At 64.5% G+C, this 19,289-nt stretch carries 14 protein-coding genes; 6 read left to right on the top strand and 8 right to left on the bottom strand.

Annotation, left to right across the window (positions count from 1 at the left end):
- Nucleotides 1–4: 4 nt before the first annotated feature.
- Nucleotides 5–925 (top strand): alpha-xenorhabdolysin family binary toxin subunit B, encoded by a 921-nt coding sequence (locus L6D75_RS05340; RefSeq protein ID WP_176511028.1) that lies wholly within the window; start codon nucleotides 5–7, stop codon nucleotides 923–925.
- Nucleotides 926–932: 7 nt separating this feature from the next.
- On the opposite strand, the gene L6D75_RS05335 is transcribed toward L6D75_RS05340, so the two are convergent.
- The 5 genes from L6D75_RS05335 to L6D75_RS05315 form a co-directional block, all read right to left on the bottom strand.
- Complete coding sequence (locus L6D75_RS05335; protein WP_176511029.1) at nucleotides 933–1,325, bottom strand: protease inhibitor I42 family protein; 393 nt, start codon at nucleotides 1,323–1,325, stop codon at nucleotides 933–935.
- A gap of 151 nt (nucleotides 1,326–1,476) precedes the next feature.
- Nucleotides 1,477–3,897 carry an endopeptidase La gene (gene lon / locus L6D75_RS05330; protein ID WP_176511030.1) on the bottom strand — a complete coding sequence of 807 codons (2,421 nt, stop codon included), beginning with the start codon at nucleotides 3,895–3,897 and terminating at the stop codon, nucleotides 1,477–1,479.
- A 182-nt stretch (nucleotides 3,898–4,079) separates the two neighbouring features.
- Nucleotides 4,080–6,491, bottom strand: coding sequence for a glucose/quinate/shikimate family membrane-bound PQQ-dependent dehydrogenase (locus L6D75_RS05325; protein WP_176511031.1), 2,412 nt, complete (start codon nucleotides 6,489–6,491; stop codon nucleotides 4,080–4,082).
- 28 nt (nucleotides 6,492–6,519) lie between these two features.
- Nucleotides 6,520–7,854, bottom strand: coding sequence for a carbohydrate porin (locus tag L6D75_RS05320; protein ID WP_176511032.1), 1,335 nt, complete (start codon nucleotides 7,852–7,854; stop codon nucleotides 6,520–6,522).
- A gap of 277 nt (nucleotides 7,855–8,131) precedes the next feature.
- Nucleotides 8,132–10,183 (bottom strand): TonB-dependent receptor, encoded by a 2,052-nt coding sequence (locus L6D75_RS05315; RefSeq protein WP_176511033.1) that lies wholly within the window; start codon nucleotides 10,181–10,183, stop codon nucleotides 8,132–8,134.
- Nucleotides 10,184–10,351: 168 nt separating this feature from the next.
- On the opposite strand from L6D75_RS05315, the gene L6D75_RS05310 reads away from it, so the two are divergent.
- Complete coding sequence (locus tag L6D75_RS05310; RefSeq protein ID WP_176511034.1) at nucleotides 10,352–10,573, top strand: VF530 family protein; 222 nt, start codon at nucleotides 10,352–10,354, stop codon at nucleotides 10,571–10,573.
- Nucleotide 10,574: 1 nt separating this feature from the next.
- Nucleotides 10,575–11,216 (top strand): Pr6Pr family membrane protein, encoded by a 642-nt coding sequence (locus L6D75_RS05305; protein WP_176511035.1) that lies wholly within the window; start codon nucleotides 10,575–10,577, stop codon nucleotides 11,214–11,216.
- Nucleotides 11,217–11,334: 118 nt separating this feature from the next.
- On the opposite strand, the gene L6D75_RS05300 is transcribed toward L6D75_RS05305, so the two are convergent.
- The 3 genes from L6D75_RS05300 to L6D75_RS05290 form a co-directional block, all read right to left on the bottom strand.
- A complete protein-coding gene (locus L6D75_RS05300) occupies nucleotides 11,335–12,093 on the bottom strand; it encodes a siderophore-interacting protein (protein WP_176511036.1) in 759 nt (252 codons plus the stop codon).
- Complete coding sequence (locus L6D75_RS05295; protein ID WP_176511037.1) at nucleotides 12,086–12,631, bottom strand: PadR family transcriptional regulator; 546 nt, start codon at nucleotides 12,629–12,631, stop codon at nucleotides 12,086–12,088. Before L6D75_RS05295 ends, L6D75_RS05300 begins: the two co-directional genes overlap by 8 nt.
- An 88-nt stretch (nucleotides 12,632–12,719) precedes the next feature.
- Nucleotides 12,720–15,857 carry a transglycosylase domain-containing protein gene (locus tag L6D75_RS05290; RefSeq protein ID WP_176511038.1) on the bottom strand — a complete coding sequence of 1,046 codons (3,138 nt, stop codon included), beginning with the start codon at nucleotides 15,855–15,857 and terminating at the stop codon, nucleotides 12,720–12,722.
- A gap of 390 nt (nucleotides 15,858–16,247) precedes the next feature.
- On the opposite strand from L6D75_RS05290, the gene L6D75_RS05285 reads away from it, so the two are divergent.
- From L6D75_RS05285 to L6D75_RS05275, 3 genes are all read left to right on the top strand, one after another.
- Nucleotides 16,248–17,666 (top strand): amino acid permease, encoded by a 1,419-nt coding sequence (locus tag L6D75_RS05285; protein WP_176511039.1) that lies wholly within the window; start codon nucleotides 16,248–16,250, stop codon nucleotides 17,664–17,666.
- A 147-nt stretch (nucleotides 17,667–17,813) separates the two neighbouring features.
- Complete coding sequence (locus tag L6D75_RS05280) at nucleotides 17,814–18,197, top strand: GtrA family protein (protein ID WP_176511040.1); 384 nt, start codon at nucleotides 17,814–17,816, stop codon at nucleotides 18,195–18,197.
- A complete protein-coding gene (locus tag L6D75_RS05275; protein WP_176511041.1) occupies nucleotides 18,182–19,147 on the top strand; it encodes a glycosyltransferase family 2 protein in 966 nt (321 codons plus the stop codon). Before L6D75_RS05280 ends, L6D75_RS05275 begins: the two co-directional genes overlap by 16 nt.
- Nucleotides 19,148–19,289: the final 142 nt, after the last annotated feature.

The following is a 19,289-nucleotide window of genomic DNA, read 5'->3' as shown; positions in this document are numbered from 1 at the left end:
TGTCATGGAAATAAAAATAGATGAACTGCCCGATGTTGGTGTGATGCTGCAGGTCGAGGCACGGATGCATCATCTTTACTACAGCGACTCTACAGCCATGCTGCCGGCCGTGCGTGAGCGCTTGCTGGACCTGATCAATCTGGTCAAGGCCGGCAATGACGCCCTTCGGGAAAAAGCAGTGGCCAGTTTGGTCGAATTGAACCTGGATCTTAAAGACACGCTGTCGCAATTGGATGAGCCAGAGCTGCTGCGCACCCGACAGGATGTGTGTGCGGCGGTCAGCGATATTATCGAAGCGATAGAGCGAGTGCGCCGGTATCGCTCACCGCATGTTCAGGAACTTCAACAAGAGCATGAGGCCGCTGCCGTGGCGCTGCGCAAGAACATTACAGAGGTCGAAAAGTTGCTCGCCGACAAGGCGGCAAAACTCGAAGAGGTCGATGCTCTACTGGAGACGCTCGATCGACCTTCGGTACGCAAGGCCTTGCGCAACACCATTCCGGATGAAAGCGACATAGACGCGCTGCTGAAGACGTTCAAAGACCCAACGCTAAGCCCAGAGCTGGTCAAGGCGGCCTTGAACAAACTCAACAAACACCTGGACCTGCTGGAGGAAGGACGAACGTTCGCCGATGTCGTAGCGGCCAGAAAGCGGCTCAGCGCTGCCCGGGCTGACCAGGAAAGAACCTTGAAGCAGCTTCAAGAGCAACAGGAAAAGGCCCAGCAGACCGCCGGCCAGTTCTACAGTGTCCAGGAACTGCTAGAAAAACGTACACCCTGGGTGGAGGAAGCCAGCAAGTTCAGCGATGCATGGCAAGTTCATGAGCGTGCATTGAATGCTTCCACTACGCAGGCGCTGGAGTCTGCATTAAGGCAAGCACGTGATTACTTGCTTGCCTTGCGCCGGCGTTTCGAAGCGGCCTGAACGGCCTTCAGTTTACCTTGATGGCACAATCGAACGTTTGCACAGGGCGTACTTCCGGCGCCCACGGCTGCTGATACACCAACACCAGATGCCCCTCACCGGCTGCGCGGGCTTCGAAGCGCCAGCTGGAAATACCCGAGCTGCCAACGATACCGGCGTCCTCGGGGGCGCTGTAGACCTCGGGGCCGAGGCTGCGCAGCACGTTCGAGGCGGGGTTCTGCACCAGCCAGCGGTAGCCGGTGGTGGGGTTGCTGGGGAGGGTCAGGGTCAGCGCCTGGCCAACTTGCAGGCGCTTGGGGCACTCGCTTTCGGCGTCCAGCTCCACAGCTTGTTTGGGCTGCTGGGCGCAGGCGGTGAGCAGGGCGAGGCTCAGGGGAACGAGCAGACGAGGGGCGGTCATGGTGGCTCCGAAGGCTGGCGAGGGCCTGAGGATAACCGAAGCCGATGAGAATTTGTGCTGGTGCTTGAGGCCTCATCGCCGGCAAGCCGGCTCCCACAGGTTTGGCGAAATCCCGTGGGAGCCGGCTTGCCGGCGATCAGGCCAGTGCTGCTCAGAACAGCACTTTGGCCACGTCGGCAAAGCGTTTGGCGAAATGCACCGTCAGCCCTTCACGCAGGTACTCCGGCAGTTCTTCAAAGTCGCCACGGTTGGGCTCGGGCAGAATCAGCTCGAAAATCTTCTGCCGCCGCGCCGCAATCACCTTCTCGCGCACGCCGCCAATCGGCAGCACCTGGCCGGTGAGCGTCAGCTCGCCGGTCATCGCCACGCCTTTTTTCGGCGCCTGGTCGCGGGCCAGCGACAGCAGGGCGCTGGCCATGGTGATGCCAGCACTCGGGCCGTCCTTGGGCGTGGCGCCCTCGGGGACGTGCAGGTGGATGAAGGCCTCATTGAAGAAGGCCGGATCCCCGCCGAACTGCTTGAGGTTGGAGCTGACGTAGCTGTAGGCGATTTCAGCGGACTCCTTCATCACGTCACCCAGCTTGCCGGTGAGCTTGAAGCCACGGTTGAGGGTGTGGATCCGGGTCGCCTCGATCGGCAGCGTGGCGCCGCCCATGCTGGTCCAGGCCAGGCCCGTGATGACGCCCTTGCCGGCCAGCACCTGTTCGCTGCGAAACACCGGCATGCCCAGTGCGGCTTCAAGGTCCTTGGTGCCGATCTTGAGCTTGGCATCCGGGTCTTCCAGCAGCTTGAGCACGGCCTTGCGCACCAGCTTGCCCAGCTGTTTTTCCAGCTGCCGCACGCCGGCTTCGCGGGCATAGCCCTCGATCACCATGCGCAGGGCGCTGTCGCTGATGCTCAGGCTGGCCTTGGCGACGCCGGCCTTGTCCAGTTGCTTGGGCCACAAGTGGCGCTTGGCGATGGCCAGCTTCTCTTCGGTGATGTAGCCCGAGAGGCGGATGACTTCCATGCGGTCGAGCAGCGGCCCGGGGATCGAGTCCAGGGTGTTGGCGGTGCACACGAACAGCACCTTGGACAGGTCCAGGCGCAGGTCCAGGTAGTGGTCGAGGAAATCGACGTTCTGCTCGGGGTCGAGGGTTTCGAGCAGCGCCGAGGCGGGGTCGCCCTGGTAGCTCTGGCCCATCTTGTCGATTTCGTCGAGCATGATCACCGGGTTCATCACCTCGACATCCTTCAACGCCTGCACCAGCTTGCCCGGCTGGGCGCCGATGTAGGTGCGGCGGTGGCCCTTGATCTCCGCCTCGTCGCGCATGCCGCCGACACTGAAGCGGTAGAACGGCCGGCCAAGGGATTCGGCGATGGACTTGCCGATGCTGGTCTTGCCCACCCCAGGCGGGCCGACCAAGAGCACGATGGAGCCGCTGATTTCGCCCTTCCAGGCGCCCACGGCGAGGAATTCGAGGATGCGTTCCTTGATGTCGTCAAGGCCGGCATGGTGCTGGTCGAGCACCTTGCGCGCATGCTTGAGGTCGAGCTTGTCCTTGCCATACACGCCCCAGGGCAGGGCGGTGGCCCATTCCAGGTAGTTGCGGGTAACGGCGTATTCGGGCGAGCCGGTTTCCAGGATGGCCAGCTTGCCCATCTCTTCGTCGATACGCTTCTTGGCCTGTTCGGGCAGGGTCTTGCCTTGCAGGCGCTGCTCGAACTGTTCGAGGTCGGCGCTGCGGTCGTCTTTGGTCAGGCCCAGCTCCTGCTGGATGACCTTGAGCTGCTCCTTGAGGAAGAACTCGCGCTGGTGCTCGCCGATCTGCCGGTTGACCTCGGCGGAAATCTCGTTCTGCAGGCGCGCCACCTCGACTTCCTTGCGCAGCATCGGCAGGACCTTTTCCATGCGCTTGAGCATGGGCACACAGTCGAGCACTTCCTGCAGCTGGTTGCCGGTGGCCGAGGTCAGCGCCGCGGCGAAGTCGGTGAGCGGCGACGGGTCGTTGGGGCTGAAGCGGTTGAGGTAGTTCTTCAGCTCTTCGCTGTACAGCGGGTTGAGCGGCAGCAGTTCCTTGATCGCATTGATCAGGGCCATGCCATAGGCCTTGACCTCGTCGGTCGGCTCGGCCAGCTGGCGCGGGTATTCGACCTCGACCAGGTACGGCGGGCGATGGTGCTTGAGCCAGGTGCGGATGCGTACCCGGGTCAGGCCCTGGGCAACGAACTGCAGCTTGCCGTTCTCGCGGCTGGCGTGATGCACCTTGACCAGGGTGCCGTACTCCGGCAGCGCCGAGGTGTCGAAGTGGCGGTGGTCTTCAGGTGGGGTGTCCATGAAGAACAACGCCAGCGAGTGGTGCGGGGTCTTGGCCACCAGGTCGAGGGTTTCGGCCCACGGTTCTTCGTTGACGATCACCGGCAGCACCTGGGCCGGGAAGAACGGGCGGTTGTGGATCGGGATCACGTAGACCTTGTCCGGCAGTTGCTGGCCGGGCAGGGCGAGGGCGTGGCCGGCTTCGGCCTGGGTATCGAGGTGTTCGGCTTCGCGGTGTTCGTCGGGTTGTTCCGGGAAATCCTGCTGGTCGCTCATGGGGCACCTGCGTGAATGACTATGGTGCTTAGATGGGGCGCGGGGGGAAGGGTTTCAATGGTAGACGAAGGCAGCAGGGGAGCGCTTTCATCTTCGCGCCTGTACCGGCCACATCGCCGGCAAGCCGGCTCCCACAGGTAGAGCCCCTGTGGGAGCCGGCTTGCCGGCGATGTGGCGGTGGCTTACTCAGCCAATTTGTAAGCGATGATGTAATCGCCCATCTTGGTGCCCAGCGAGCCGTGGCCGCCGGCGACGATCAGCACGTACTGCTTGCCGTCCTTGCCGGTGTAGGTCATCGGCGTGGCCTGGCCACCCGCTGGCAGGCGCGATTTCCACAGCTCCTTGCCGTTGTTCACGTCGTAGGCGCGCAGGTACTGGTCCAGGGTACCGCTGAGGAAGCCCACGCCACCTGCGGTGACGATCGAGCCGCCCATGCTCGGCACGCCCACCGGCAGGCCGATCGGCACCGGGGTGCTGTCACGGGTGGTGCCGTTCTTGCGCTTCCACACCACCTTGTTGGTGAACAGGTCGATGGCGGCCACGTAGCCCCAGGCCGGTGCCTGGCACGGCACGCCCAGCGGCGACATGAACGGGTGCATGGTCACAGCATAGGGTGCGCCGGTGTTGGGCTGCACGCCGCTGGTCTCGCTTTCGCGCTTGCTGCCGGCGGCCACTTGTTCACGCGGCACCATCTTCGACACGAAGGCCATGTAGTTGGGCGAGGTGAACAGCAGCTGGCGCACTGGGTCGACCGACACGCTGCCCCAGTTGAACACGCCCACGTTGCCCGGGTACACCAGGCTGCCCTGTTCGGACGGCGGGGTGTACTGGCCTTCGTAGCGCAGTTCGCGGAACTGGATGCGGCACAGCATCTGGTCGAACGGCGTGGCGCCCCACATGGCCTGTTCGGTCAGCTCGGGGCCGAGCAGGTTGAGGTCGGAGCGGGCCTGGGTCGGTGCGGTGTGGTCACCCTTGACGGCGCCCTGCGGCACCGGGATCTCGCGGATCGGCACGATCGGGGTGCCGTCGCGGCGGTCCAGCACGTACAGGCTGCCCTGCTTGGTCGGCACGATGATCGCCGGCTTCACGTCGTCCTTGGTCTTCAGGTGCACCAGGGTCGGCTGGCTGCCAACGTCCATGTCCCACAGGTCGTGGTGGGTGAACTGGTAGTTCCAGCGGGCCTTGCCGGTGGCCAGGTCCAGGGCGACCACGCCGGCGCTGTACTTCTCGGCGCCCGGGGTGCGGTCGGCGCCCCACTGGTCAGGGGTCTGGTTGCCCAGGGGCAGGTAGACCATGCCCAGTTCTTCATCGACGCTGGCCAGCGACCACATGTTGGCCGAGTTGCGGCTGTACTGCTTGCCGGGGGCCAGGGGCTTGGTGTCGTCGGGGTTGTTGCTGTCCCAGTTCCACACCAGGCGCCCGTCGTGCACGTCGTAGGCGCGGATGACGCCGGACGGCTCGTTGGTCGACTCGTTGTCGGTGACGTGGCCGCCGATGATCACCAGGCTGCGGGTAATCGCCACCGGCGAGGTGGAGTAGTAGCCGCCGGCGGTGAACGGGCCGATGCCGGTGGTCAGGTCGATCGCGCCCTGGTTGGCGAAGCCTTCGCAGACCTTGCCGTTGTCGGCATTGATGGCGATCAGGCGGGCGTCGGCGGTGGGCAGGTAGAGGCGGCGCGGGCAGGCCTGGGCCACGGCTTGGCCGGCGTCGGAGACTTTCGGCGCGGGGCTGCCGTCACGGCTGACGTAGGCATTTTCGTCATAGTACGAGACGCCGCGGCAGGTCATGTGGGCAAAGCCCTTGAAGGTGCCGACCGGGGTCTTGATCTGCGGGTCGAAGCGCCAGATCTCGGCACCGGTGTCCGGGTCCAGGGCCAGCACCTTGCTGTGCGGCGTGCAGGCATAGAGCATGCCGTTGGCCTTGAGCGGGGTGTTCTCGTTGGTCAGCTCGACCGGGTCCTTGTCGGTTGGCAGGTCGCCGGTGCGGATGCGCCAGGCTTCTTCCAGGCGATAGGCGTTCTGCGGGGTGATCTGGCGCAGCGGCGAATAACGGTCGCCATGCTCGGTGCGGCCATAGGCCTGCCAGTCGCCGTCGGGCATGGCCGGGGCGGCACTGCCCATTTCGCTGTTGTCGCGGCCGAGTTCGCCAAACACCTCACCTGGGTGGGTGAACTGGCTGCCCAGGGCACAGGCGCCCGAGGCCAGCACGGCAACGCCGAGCAGCGCGGTGTTGGCCTTGGCCGCCGGGCCGATCAGCGGGCGGCGTGCCCACGGCAGCAGCAGCACCACGCCGATGGCGAACCACAGGGAAAGGCGCGGCACCAGCTGCCACCAGTCCAGGCCCACTTCGAGCAAGGCCCACACTGTACTGCCCAGCAGCACCAGGCCATACAGGCCCAGGGCGATGCGCCGGCGAGCCAGCAGCAGGGCGCCCGAGAGGGCAAAGCCGATACCGGCAATCACGTAGTAAAGCGACCCGCCGAGCTGGCTCAGCTTGATCCCGCCGGCCAACAGGGCCAGGCCCATCAGCAACAGCAGTACGCCCACGAGGCGCGGTAGCCAGCGGCTTCCATTCTTGGCACCGTCAGTGCTCATCGTATGTTCTCCGTTAGGTTGAAAGTTGTCAGAACGTGCTCTGGATCTTCAGGCCGGCGATCACCGCGTCGTCGACCTGCGACACCCCGCCCGGATGGCGGATGTACTGCAGGTTCGGGCGCACGGTGAGCCAGTCGGCCAGGTGAATGCCGTAATAGAGTTCGGCGCTGTACTCGGTGTCCTGCACGGGCAGGTAGCCGGGATTGTCGTAGTCGTCGAGCCCGGCGGCCTGGTTGGCCAGGCGGGCGTTCTTGCGGTAGGCGGGATTGACGTGCACGCGGGCCAGGGCGAAACCGATGTCGTCCTGGCTGCGGGCGTCGAAGGGGCCCTTGAATAGCAGTCCTGCCTGAACATAGTTGTCGATGGCATTGGTCTTCTTGTCGTGCACCGTGGCGTTGGCGAACAGGCTCAGGCCGCGCGACTGGTCGGATGCCTGCGCAGTGATCTGCTGCTGGGCACCGATCCACAGGCCGTGCTTGCTCGAACTGCTGCGGTAGGCGGCGCCACTGATGGCGGCCGGCTGGCCGTTGCTGTCCTTGAGAACATTCTGTGCCTTGGCATTACTGTAGTAGTAGCCGGCGCGATATTCCCCTTTCAGGCCATTGACCGCCGGGCTCCACACCAGTTCGACCGGCATCACGGCGCCTTGGGTGCCGCTGCCGCTGAGCTTGAAGCCATTGCCTGACTCGAGGTTGGAGGGGTTCTGCTCGAACACGCCGACCTGGGCGTAGAGGGCGTCGCTGAGGTTGTAGCGCACGCGCAGGGCCCACTGGCTGACCGGCCAGTTGTACCAGATGCTGCCGGCCCAGTTGCCCACCTGCGAGCCGCAGAAGGCCAGGTTCTGGAAGTCGCAGGGGAAGCTGTTGAAGTCCTCGCCTTGGCCGAAGCGGCCGAATTTCACGTCCAGGGCGCCGTCGAAGTACTTCTGCTTGATCCACATCTGCGTCAGCCGCCAGGTTTCGCCCCGGCCCCAGACCTCCTGGGCGGAGGTGAAGCCGCCGACACGCGGGTCGTTGATGCGGTCGTTGCTGATGTTGTCGCCGTGGCGTTCGGTGACCGTCAGCTGCAGTTCGGTGGCTTGCCAGCCGAGGATCTTCTCCAGGTCCAGGTGGCTGCCAAAGGTGAACTGGTCGCTGTAGCGCGCGGTGCGGTCATGGTCGTAGCCGCCGTGCAGGTTGCTGCCCATTTCGCCGGTGTAGCCGAGGGTGAATGCGTAGCCTTTTTCCAGCAGCTCGCTGCGGGTGCCGCCCCAGTCACCGAGCATCCAGGGGGAATCGCTGGCGAAGGGTTCGCTGGCGCTGGCAGGGGTGGCCAGGGCGCCGAGGGCGAGGCCGATGTAGCAGGGTTTGGGCAGTTGGAGCATGAGATAGCGCTATCTTCTGATTATTGAAAAAACCGCAAGCGCATCGAAGGTGTGGACCTTCAACGAATAGGGCAACAAAGGGGTTAGATGAAGCGATTCAGCTTGCGGTGGGGAGGATATAGGGGAATTTGTAAGAAAAAAAGACAAATTGTCGCAGTGGATTGTTGCTGAACGGGTAATAGTGGGCTGCCTTGCAGCCCCATCGCCGGCAAGCCGGCTCCCACAGGTATTCCCCGCTCTGTAGGAGCCGGCTTGCCGGCGATGAAGGTGCAGCGGATCAGAAGGTCGTGCGTAAACCCAACTCAACGCTACGCCCAGGTGCCGGTGCAATGTCGCGCAGGATCGAGCTGGCATAGCGCACGGTCTGGTCCGTCAGGTTCTCGCCGCGCACGAAGGCCAGCCACTGGCTCTGGCCGATGTCGAAGCGGTAACCGACGCTCGCCCCCAGCGTGGTATAGCCGTCGGTGCTGGTTTCATTGGCCGGCGTGCGGTGCTGCGAGGCGGCATGTTGCACATCCACCCGCGCCTGCCAGCGCTCCAGTTCCCACACCAGGCCGCTGTTCAGGCGCAGCGGTGCAATGCGCGGCAACGGCTCGCCACTGTCGAGGTTCTTCGCCCGGGTGTAATCGCCCGACAGCTCCAGGGCAAAGTTGCCATATTGGTTGTGCAGCAGTTGCCAGCGGTCCTGGGCCTCGATGCCATAGAACCGCGCCCGCACGCCCTGGTACTGGTATTCGGGGAAGTCGCCATGGTCGTGATCGTGGTCGTGGTCATGGTCCTCGTCGCCATGGTCATGGTCGTGGCCTTCGCGCAGGTTGCCGGTGCCGATCAGCCCGATGTAGTTGCGAAAGTGGCTATAAAAGACCCCGACGCTGCCTTTGTGGGTGCCGTTGTCGAAGCGCAGGGCCAGGTCGGCGGAAATGGCCTTTTCCTTGTTCAGGCTCGCATCGCCGACCTCGTAGGCCCCGGTGGCGACGTGGGCGCCGTTGGCGTACAGCTCGTAGAACGTCGGGGCCCGTTCGGTGTAGCCGAGGTTGGCCGCCAGCGACCAGACCGGGTCGAGCTGGTACAGCGCCCCGGAAGACAGGCTGTAGGCGTTGAAGCTGCTGGTGCTGTCGGCGTCGGCGAAGGTGTCGTTGCCCTTGGCGTCCGGGTCCACGCGGGTATGTTCCAGGCGCGCGCCCAGGCTCAGGTTCAAGCGTTCGGTGGCTTGCCATTGCTCGAGCATGAACAGCGCCAGGCTGTCGGTGTCGGTGTGCGGCACGAAGGCTTCTTCGCCCAGTGCCGAGAACTCGTTGCGGCTGACCTGGGCGCCGACCACGCCTTCGATGGGCCCCAGGGTTTGGTGGCGAGCCTCGACGCGCGCCTCGTAGCCCTTGTTCTTGAAGGTGGTGTGCACCTCGCCGCTTTCGATTTCACGGTGCTGGTAGTCGGTATAGCCGGCATCGACCTTGACCGAACTGAACGGGCCGTCCAGGTCGCGCAGCTCGGAGGCGAAACCGTAGTGGTCCTGCTGCATGTCCAGGCGCACGCCGGGCTCGGCGACCGAGCCGTAGTTGCTGTCGTAGCGGCTGTAGGACAGGCCGGTGTAGCCGTGGTCCCAGTGGTAGGCGCCGCCGATCGCCCCGCCATCCTGGCGGCCGTCGCTGTTGTCCAGGCGGTGCTTGCTGCCGGTGTCGTCGGCGCTGCGCACGTTCGAGCTGCGCGCGTAGCCGGGGATGCGCAGGTCGTTGAACTGGCGGCTGTTGGCGTCCAGGTGCAGGGCGAAGGCGCCGTCGCCGGCCTCGAGCTTGCCGGCGCTGCTGCGGGTGGTGTCGGCGCCGCCGTAACGCAGCTCACCGGCGCCGTGGATGCCTTCGATCGGCGCGTCCGGGATGCGGTTGTCGAAGGTGTTGACCACGCCGCCGATGGCGTTGCCGCCATACAGCAGGGCGGCGGGGCCGCGGACGATTTCCACGCGCTCGACGGTGACGGGGTCAAGTGGCACGGCGTGGTCGTAGGACAGCGACGAGGCGTCCAGGGCGCCGACCCCGTTACGCAGGATGCGGATGCGGTCGCCGTCCAGGCCACGGATGACCGGGCGGCTGGCGCCCGGGCCGAACCAGGTCGAGGCCACGCCAGGCTGTTTGTTGAGGGTCTCGCCGAGGCTGCCGTGTTGCTGTTGCAGCAGGTCGTCACCGGCGAGCACCGAGCTCGGCGCCGCGAGCTGGTGGTTGCCCAGCGGGTTGGCGGTGATGACCTGGGGTTCGAGTTCCACGGCCTGGCTGGGCGAGGCGGCGAACCACAGGGCGAGGGTGAGGGGGGAGAGGCGGAGCGGGATGTGCAGCATGGGGCTGTGACGTTCCTTGGCAGATGCTTTTGTGTTGTTACAATATAACATCACTATTTCAGCACAGAGGATTTACCCCTGGCCAGCGCTTTTTCACCGGCCACCGCAGGTCCCACCCGCCACTACACTCGTGTAAGGTGCGCATCTTTTCCCCGCTGGAGCACTGGCATGAGCACGGCCCAACACAACGCGCTGCACGGCAAGACCCTCGAACAGATCCTCACCGAGCTGGTGGCGCACTACCAATGGGAGGGGCTGGCCGAGCGCGTGGACGTGCGCTGTTTCAAGAGCAACCCGAGCATCAAGTCGAGCCTGACCTTCCTGCGCAAGACGCCCTGGGCGCGGGAGAAGGTCGAGCAGCTCTACGTGAAACTGCAGCGCAAGGCCTGACATGCCGCGCCATCCCTGGCTGACCGCGATGGCCGTGCTGGGCTGGCTGGGGCTCGCGGTGCAGGTGTACCTGGTGCTGCTGGCGCGCTGGCAGGAGCAGGCCAGCCTCATCGGTGGGCTGATCAACCTGTTCGGCTATTTCACGGTGCTGACCAATACCTTGGTGGCGACGGTGGTGAGCTACGCGGCGTTCGGCCGCGAAGGCGGCGCCAAGCGCTTTTTCCTGTCGCCAGCGGTGAGCTCGGCCGTGGCCGCCAGCATCATCCTGGTGGCGCTGGCCTACAGCCTGTTGCTGCGCCATCTGTGGCACCCGCAGGGGTGGCAGTGGCTGGCGGACGAGCTGCTGCACGATGTGATGCCGGCGCTGTACGCGCTGTACTGGTGGTTTGCCGTGCCCAAGGGCCACTTGCGGCTCTGGCACCTGGCGGCGTGGGCGTTGTACCCGGCGGTGTACTTTGCCTATGCGCTGTGGCGGGGCAGCGAGATCGGGCTGTATGCGTATCCGTTCATCGATGTGGCGAGCCTGGGTTTTGGGCAGGTGATGCTCAATGCGCTGGGGGTGCTGGCGGGGTTCTGGGGGATTGGGCTGGTGCTGTTGGGGCTTGATCGCTGGAAAGGGCGGCGGGTGCGTACATTTGCTTAGCCTGTAGCGGCCCTATCGCCGGCAAGCCGGCTCCCACGGGTTCCCCACATGATTGAAACTGTGGGGGTACCTGTGGGAGCCGGCTTGCCGGCGATGGGGCCGGTGAAGACCAAGCCGATCACTCGTCGTCAGCAGAACCTTCCGCTCGCCAGTAGGCCGCCGCCTTGAGCGCATCTTCGGCAACCCCCTTCTCCAGCAACAAGGCCTTGGCCTGCCGGGTCAGCGACTTCTCCAGGGCTACCCAGCTGTACAGCTTGCCTTCGGGCAAGCTCAGCCCCTCCAGCAACGCCAGCAAATCCTCATCGCGCCTCACCCAGAGCACCTCGACCTGCGCCCGGCTCGGCAACGGCTGGCGCTCCTGCTCATCCTCGATCTGCACCACCGCCAGCACCCGGCGCCCTGCCGGCAGTTCCTCCAGGCGTCGGCCGATGGCCGGGATGGCCGTCTCGTCGCCAATCAGCAGGTAGCTGTCGAAGATATCCGGTACCACCATCGAGGCGCGCGGCCCGGCAATGTTCAGCGTCTGCCCGGGCGCCGCCTGGGCTGCCCAGGTCGAGGCCGGGCCATCGCCGTGCAGCACGAAGTCGATGTCCAGTTCGAGGTTGGCCAGGTCGATGCGCCGCGGCGTGTATTCGCGCATGGTCGGCCGCACGGCGCCGTCGCGCCCCAGGTTGCCGGCGTCGATGGCCTGCTGCTGCTCGGGCGTTTCGGCAAACAGCAGCTTGATGTGGTCGTCGCTGCCCAGGCTGGTGAAGCCTTGCAGCTGCGCGCCACCCAAGGTGATGCGGCGCATGCGCGGGGTCAGTTCGGTGACCCGCAGCACCTGCAGGCTGCGCTGGCGGATTTCGTGGTTGACGCGGTGGATGCTGTCACTCATGGGGAATCTCCGTAGCGGTGTCGGCCGGCCCGGCGGCGATGGCCTTGGCGGTTTCGTTGAGCAGGTTGCGCACCCGCTGGATTTCATCGGGGCTCCAGTGGCCGCTGTGCATGTGCAGGGCATGGCGCAGGTTGCCGACCGCTTCATGGATCTGTGGCGGGCGGTCGTGACCACGCAGGGCGCGCTTGCTGACTTCGATGCGCATGCGCACGCCGTCAAGGGCCACAGCCTGTTCACCGAGGGCGCTGCGGCCGGCGTCGGTGATGGCGTACAGGCGTTTGCTGCCCTGCACCTGGCCGCTGATCAATTCGGCTTCCTCGAGGAAATTGAGGGTGGGGTAGATGACCCCGGGGCTGGGTGTGTAGCTGCCGTCGAAGAGGTTTTCGATCTGGCGGATCAGGTCGTAGCCGTGCCCGGGCTGTTCGGCCAGCAGCGACAGCATCAGCAGTTTCAGGTCGCCGGGGGCGAATACCCGAGGGCCGCGCTCACCGCGGCCGGGGCGGCGTTCGAAGGGGTCATGGGCGTAAGGGTCGCGCATGAAGGTGAGGCTCCGTCGTTTAGATATATCGCAAGATATTACTCAAGATATATCTAAAGACAAGCCTCTAAATGCGGATGATTATCATCTAAATATTCGATGAGTCCTTTTCGTGCATGGCCACTTGCGGCGCCTTGCATTCGTTGGGGTTGCCCGGCTCCAGGTAGGGCATGAGGATCGGCGCCATGCCCTTGAGCACTTGCACGGGCAGCGCCGAGGTGAACTTGAACGCCTCCGCCGAGCGCCCCGGGACGAACGCGGTCAGGGTGCCGAAGTGGTTGTCGCCGAGGAAGAACACGAAGGTGGCGGTGCGGTTCAGCGAGCGCGAGCCGATCAGCCGCCCGCCCGCGCCGAAGCTCTCGATGCGGTTGTCGCCGGTGCCGGTCTTGCCGCCCATCACCAGCGGCGTGCCGTCATGCAGCTTGAAGCTGCCGGAGATGCGCCGCGCGGTACCGGCATCGACCACTTGCGACATCGCGCCCTTGAGCGCGCGGGCCACTTCCACCGGCAGGATCCGCTGGCCGCGGTCGGGGTCGCTGACCAGCTTGGTTTCGTAGGGCGTGTTGGCGGCGAAGTGCAGGGTGTCGATGCGCAGGGTCGGCAGGCGGATGCCGTCGTTCTGGATGATCCCGACCAGCTCCGACAAGGCCGCCGGGCGGTCGCCCGAGCTGCCGATGGCGGTCGCCAGCGACGGCACCAGGTGGTCGAAGGGGTAGCCCACGCGCTTCCAGCGCTGGTGGATGTCGGTGAAGGCCTCGATCTCGACCATGGTGCGAATGCGGCTGTCACGGGCGCCCGGGTAGCGGCTCTTGAACAGCCAGCCATACACCTCCTGGCGCTCGAAACGGCTGGCATTGACCATTTCGGTCAGGGTCGCGCTCGGGTTCTTCAGCAGGTAGCCGAGCAGCCACAGGTCCAGCGGGTGCACCTTGGCGATGTAGCCCTGGTCGGGCAGGTCGTACTTGCCGGGGCCGTAGGCTTCGTACATCTCCGCCAGGCGGCCGTCGGTGAGCTTGCCCAGGGCAATCTTGTCGTCCTTGCTGTGGGCGCGGACGAAGGCGTTGAAGGTTTCCTGGCCGGCTTCGGGGAACAGGTAGCGGTGCACCGCCGCCAGGCGCTGCGGGGTCACGCGCATGCTGTCGATGAAGGTGTCCAGGCGTTGCTGCGAGGTCTTGCGCTGGTACTTCTTCCAGAAGCGCATCAGGTAGTTGGTGCCTTCCTTGTCGGCGAAGCGCGCCAGGTATTCCTGGCGGCGCGGGTCGGAATCGTCCTTGAGCAGCGGCACCCGGTTGAACGGCTGCTGGTAGGTCACGTAGCGCACCAGGTCGCGCATCAGGCGAATGAACGGCAGGTTGATCGACTCGCGCAGGGCTTCCTTGAGGGTTGGGTTGCGGTTGTTGTCTTCCTTGCGGAAGTTGTTGAACACGTGCATGCCGCCGCCGGTGAAGAACGCCTCGCCGGTGTTGGCCGAATACTTGCGCTCAAGGGCGGCGTCGAGCATGGCGTCCAGGCTCTGGTTCTTGCTGTTCTGCGCCAGCCACTCCAGCGACCACTGGGTGATGCGGTCGAGCTCGGCGACTTCCACTTTCTTGAGCTCGGCGGCGGGTTTGCCGGCGTACTTGTCGTGCAGCTCGGCGATGATTTCCAGGTAGGTGGTGAGCACCCGCAGCTTGGCGGTGGAGCCCAGCTCCAGCTTGCTGCCTTCGTTGATGTCGAAGGGCTGGTCGGTGCTGTCGGTCTGCACCCGCACCCGCGAGCCATCGGCGGTGCGTTCGAACAGGGTGAAGCTGTAGCGCACCTGGTCGGTGGTCTTGGCGGTCAGCAGGCGCTCGCCGATCAGGCCCATCTGTGCGGCGAACACCGGGTCGGAGAGGTTTTTCAGGTACTGGCTGGCCTGCATCTGCAGGTCGGCCTGCAAGGTGCTGGTGGCCGACACGTCGAGGCGGTCGAGGTCGTACAGCGGGCGGTTGAGCATGGCGGCCAGGCGGTTGCGCGCCAGGCTGATGCCCTTGTTGGTGATGATCGGCACGATGGTCGGTTGCGCCACCCAGTCGCGGTACACCGCCTTGCTGGCCAGCGCCGCGTCGGCCAGGGGGCGGTCGATGACATTGCTGGCGGCCAGCACGCGGATGTGCGAATCGGTAAGGTCGGCCAGCTCCACCCGGCCTTTGGACAGGTAATGCGAGGGGCGCCGCTGGGCGATCATCAGCGACAGCACCTGGCGCAGGGCCAGGCCGCGCGCGGCCATGCTGTCGGGGTCGGTGGCGGTGGAGGTGAGGGCCTGGTTGACCTGGTCGAAATCGGCGCCGTACCACACCCGCAGGCCCTCGGCCATGCCATGCACCTCGCCATGCCCGGGCACTGCTGACAGCGGCACGCTGTTGAGGTAGTCACGCACGATGCGCTGGCGGGCTTCGGTGGTGTCGGTGCCGCCCTGGTAGGCGCGCACGCTGGCGGAAATCATCTGGCGGATCTTCTCTGCGCCAGACACGGTCAGGCCGTCGGGCGAGTGGCGGTACTTTTCCAGCTGGGTCGCCAGGGTACTGCCACCGGCCGACTGGCCTGGCAGGGCCAGGTACTTGGCGATCTGGCTGTAGGCGGCCTTGGCAAAGCGCGGCCAGTCCACGGCCGGGTTGTTCTTCGGGTCTTGCGGGTCGAGCAGGTCGCGGTTTTCGATGAACAGCAGGCTGTTGACCATCACCGGCGGGATGGCCGCGAAACTGGGGTACAGGTGCTGGGGATAGTTGTACTGGTAGAGGGTGTCGCCACGGCAGTCGGTGATCGCCAGGCCCGCCTGGATTTTCTCGATGTAGGGGGCGAACAGGCCGTGGTCGACGTAGTTCATCAGGGCCGGGGAGAACTTCACCTGTTCGCTGATCAGGTAGTCGCGCTTGAGCAGGCGTGGCAGGAATTCGCCCAGCGCGCTGTAGCCCAGGCGCTTGTCGAACGGCCCGTCACCGGGGTAGACGATGGCGTCGCTGGGGCCAGGCTGCAGCGAGTAGGTGAGGGTGGTGGCCAGCTTGCTGAATTCGCGCGACTGCAGCTCGGAGGTGCGAAATTCATCATAGGCGGCAAAGCCGATGGCCACGATCGCCACCAGCAGGATCAACACAATCAGCCGCCACCACAGCCGACGCTTGCGAGTGGGCTTCGGCGGTGGCGTCTCGGCCAGAGGTGGTTCGGGTGCTTCCGTTCTGGTTGGTTCCGATTGCCACAGTGCGCCCATAGTCTTCAATCCGGCCAGGTTATTTCTCGTTACTTGCCTGAAGCTTAGACGGTGACAGCAGGCGGTGAAAAAATTGTAGGAAGAGTAGAAAACTGATGTGGGATATGCGGCTTTGGTGTTGGTTTCTTCCGACGGCGATATTGCTAGGGTGGCTGCATGGCGTGGGGGGTAAGCCTTAATCCCCCGACTTCTCGCCAAATTTCTGGATATTTACAGTGAAAAGCCCTACGTCGGGCTTCCTATACTGCTCGGCCCCTTCGCCCTGCCGGGCGCTCTATTCCGGCATACGGGCCGGCCCACAAGGCCAGCCTGGCGAGCCAACACCATGCCTATCGGCAGGTTGCGGCTGCACGAAGGTCAAATCCAATAACAAAATGAGGTTGTATTGCTATGCCAGTCGGCAACCACCCTGCCCATGCAGAGACCGCCCAGGGCGGCCCTCTCAAGCGTGAACTGGGCGAACGGCACATCCGTCTGATGGCGCTGGGCGCCTGTATCGGTGTCGGTCTCTTCCTCGGTTCGGCCAAAGCCATTGAAATGGCCGGGCCTGCCATCATGCTTTCCTACATCATTGGCGGCCTGGCGATCCTGGTGATCATGCGTGCGCTCGGCGAAATGGCCGTGCACAACCCGGTCGCCGGTTCGTTCAGCAGCTATGCGCAGGACTACCTTGGCCCACTCGCGGGCTTTCTCACCGGCTGGAACTACTGGTTCCTGTGGCTGGTGACCTGTGTTGCGGAAATCACCGCAGTGGCCATCTACATGGGCATCTGGTTCCCTGACGTGCCCCGCTGGATCTGGGCCTTGATGGCGCTGGGCAGCATGGGCGCGGTCAACCTGATCGCGGTCAAGGCGTTCGGTGAGTTCGAGTTCTGGTTCGCCCTGATCAAGATCGTCACCATCATTGCCATGGTGCTGGGCGGCATCGGCATCATTGCCTTCGGCTTCGGCAATGACGGCGTGGCTGTGGGTATTTCCAACCTGTGGAGCAACGGCGGCTTCATGCCCAATGGCGTGACCGGTGTGCTGATGTCGCTGCAGATGGTGATGTTCGCCTACCTGGGCGTGGAAATGATCGGCCTGACTGCCGGCGAAGCACGCAACCCGCAAAAAACCATTCCGCAGGCCATCGGCTCGGTGTTCTGGCGCATCCTGCTGTTCTATGTGGGCGCGTTGTTCGTGATCCTGTCGATCTACCCGTGGAACGAAATCGGCAGCCAGGGCAGCCCGTTCGTCATGACCTTCGAGCGCCTGGGCATCAAGACCGCCGCCGGCATCATCAACTTCGTGGTCATCACCGCGGCGCTGTCGTCGTGCAACGGCGGCATCTTCAGCACCGGGCGCATGCTCTACAGCCTGGCGCAGAACGGCCAGGCCCCGGCGGCTTTCGCCCGCACCTCGAAAAGCGGCGTGCCGCGCAATGCGCTGCTGCTGTCGATCGCAGCCTTGCTGCTGGGCGTGCTGGCCAACTACCTGGTGCCTGAGAAGGTGTTCGTCTGGGTAACGTCGATCGCCACCTTCGGCGCGATCTGGACCTGGGTGATGATCCTGCTGGCCCAGCTGAAATTCCGCGCCGGGCTGTCGAGCGCCGAGCGCAAGGCCCTGAAGTACCGCATGTGGCTGTGGCCGCTGAGTTCCTACCTGGCCCTGGCGTTCCTGGTACTGGTGGTAGGCCTGATGGCCTACTTCGAGGACACCCGCGTGGCGCTGTACATCGGCCCGGCGTTCCTGGTGCTGCTGACGGCGTTGTACTACACCTTCCGCCTGGCGCCCAAGCAGGCGCAGGGCGTGGTCAGCCCAGCTGCATGACAGGCTTGGGGGCCGCCTTCGGGCGGCCCTTTTGCAGGCAGATATCTTCGGTCGCTGCAGCCGTCTACTGGCATTTTTGTCAGTAGAACACCTTGCACCTATCGCCTAACGTGGCGTTCAGGGCAGGCAAGGAAGGCGTGACCGACCATGCAGCGCAGTGCACCCGCGTTTCTCAAATACCTGATCGTCGGCGTCTTCAATAGCGCCATCCATGTTGCAGCGTTCACTGCAATGCAGCTGATCGCCGGCACCGACCAGGCGACCAGCAACCTGACGGCCTTCTTCGTGGCGCTGTCGTTCTCCTTTGTGGCCAACTCCCGGTACACCTTCAGGGTGCCCCTGTCGCTTGCGCGCTACTTGTCGTTGGTGGTGTGCATGGGCAGCTTCAGCGTGGCCCTGGGAGCACTTGCAGATGAGCAGGGCTGGCATCCGGCGCTCACCGTCCTGCTGTACTCGGCCATCAGTCTGCTGCTTGGCTTTTTGCTTTGGCGGTGGCTCTTCACGGTACGGCGCAAATGGATATTTCGCTGATCGTGCCGGTGTTCAATGAGGCGCTGGCGATCCGGCCGTTCTATGACGCGGTTCGCCAGGCGATGCGTGGCTGTACGGCGCGCATCGAGCTGATTTTCGTCAACGATGGCAGCGAGGACGGCACCGAACTGCAGATCCGCCAACTGATCGCGGGCGACCCGGACGTCATGCTGGTCGATCTGTCGCGCAACTTCGGCAAGGAAGCGGCGCTGTTCGCCGGCCTGGAAATGGCGGGGGGCGACGCGGTCATTCCAATCGATGTCGACCTGCAGGACCCAGTGGATGTCATCCCCTTGCTCATCGAACAGTGGCGCGCCGGTTTCGATGTGGTGCTGGCCAAGCGCCGAGACCGTTCCAGCGAGGGTTACCCGAAGCGCCTGAGCGCCGCCGCGTTCTACTTCCTGCTCAACCGCATCTCGCAGATACGCATCGAGAAAAACGTCGGCGACTTTCGCCTGCTCGACCGCAAGGTCGTGGAGGTGATCAAGTCGATGCCGGAGCAGCAGTTGTTCATGAAAGGCATGCTGTCCTGGGCAGGGTTCAGCACCACGGTGGTGGAGTACCAGCGCGCTTCGCGGGCGCAGGGTGGCAGCCGTTTCAATGCCTGGAAACTGTGGAACCTGGCACTCGATGGCATCACCTCGTTCAGCACGGTGCCGCTGCGGCTGTGGACTTACCTGGGCGGCAGCATTGCCTTCGCAGCGTTTGCCTATGCGGCAGTGCTGGTTGCAGACAAGTTGATCTTCGGCAACCCCGTGCCGGGGTACCCCTCGCTGATGACGGCCATGTTGTTTCTCGGTGGGGTGCAGCTGATCGGGATCGGCGTGCTGGGCGAATACATCGGCCGTATCTACCTGGAGTCCAAGCACCGCCCGCGTTACGTCGTGAAGGGCCTGGCAGGGCGCAAGGCCGCGCGGCCTGGCCGGGGCGTGTTCAAGGAGCAACGGTGAGCGGCTCGCGGCGATGGCAGGGGCGCTGGTCCAGAGCCGGTGTGGTACTGGCCATCCTGCTCGCCAGTGCTGCGTTGCGCTTGCACCAGGTGTCGATACCGGGCATCTGGCTGGATGAAGCATTCAGTGTGTTGCTCAGCCG

Origin of the sequence: Pseudomonas faucium, assembly GCF_021602585.1 — a bacterium.
Taxonomy (GTDB): domain Bacteria; phylum Pseudomonadota; class Gammaproteobacteria; order Pseudomonadales; family Pseudomonadaceae; genus Aquipseudomonas; species Aquipseudomonas faucium.
This window is presented reverse-complemented; position numbering and strand designations above follow the sequence as displayed.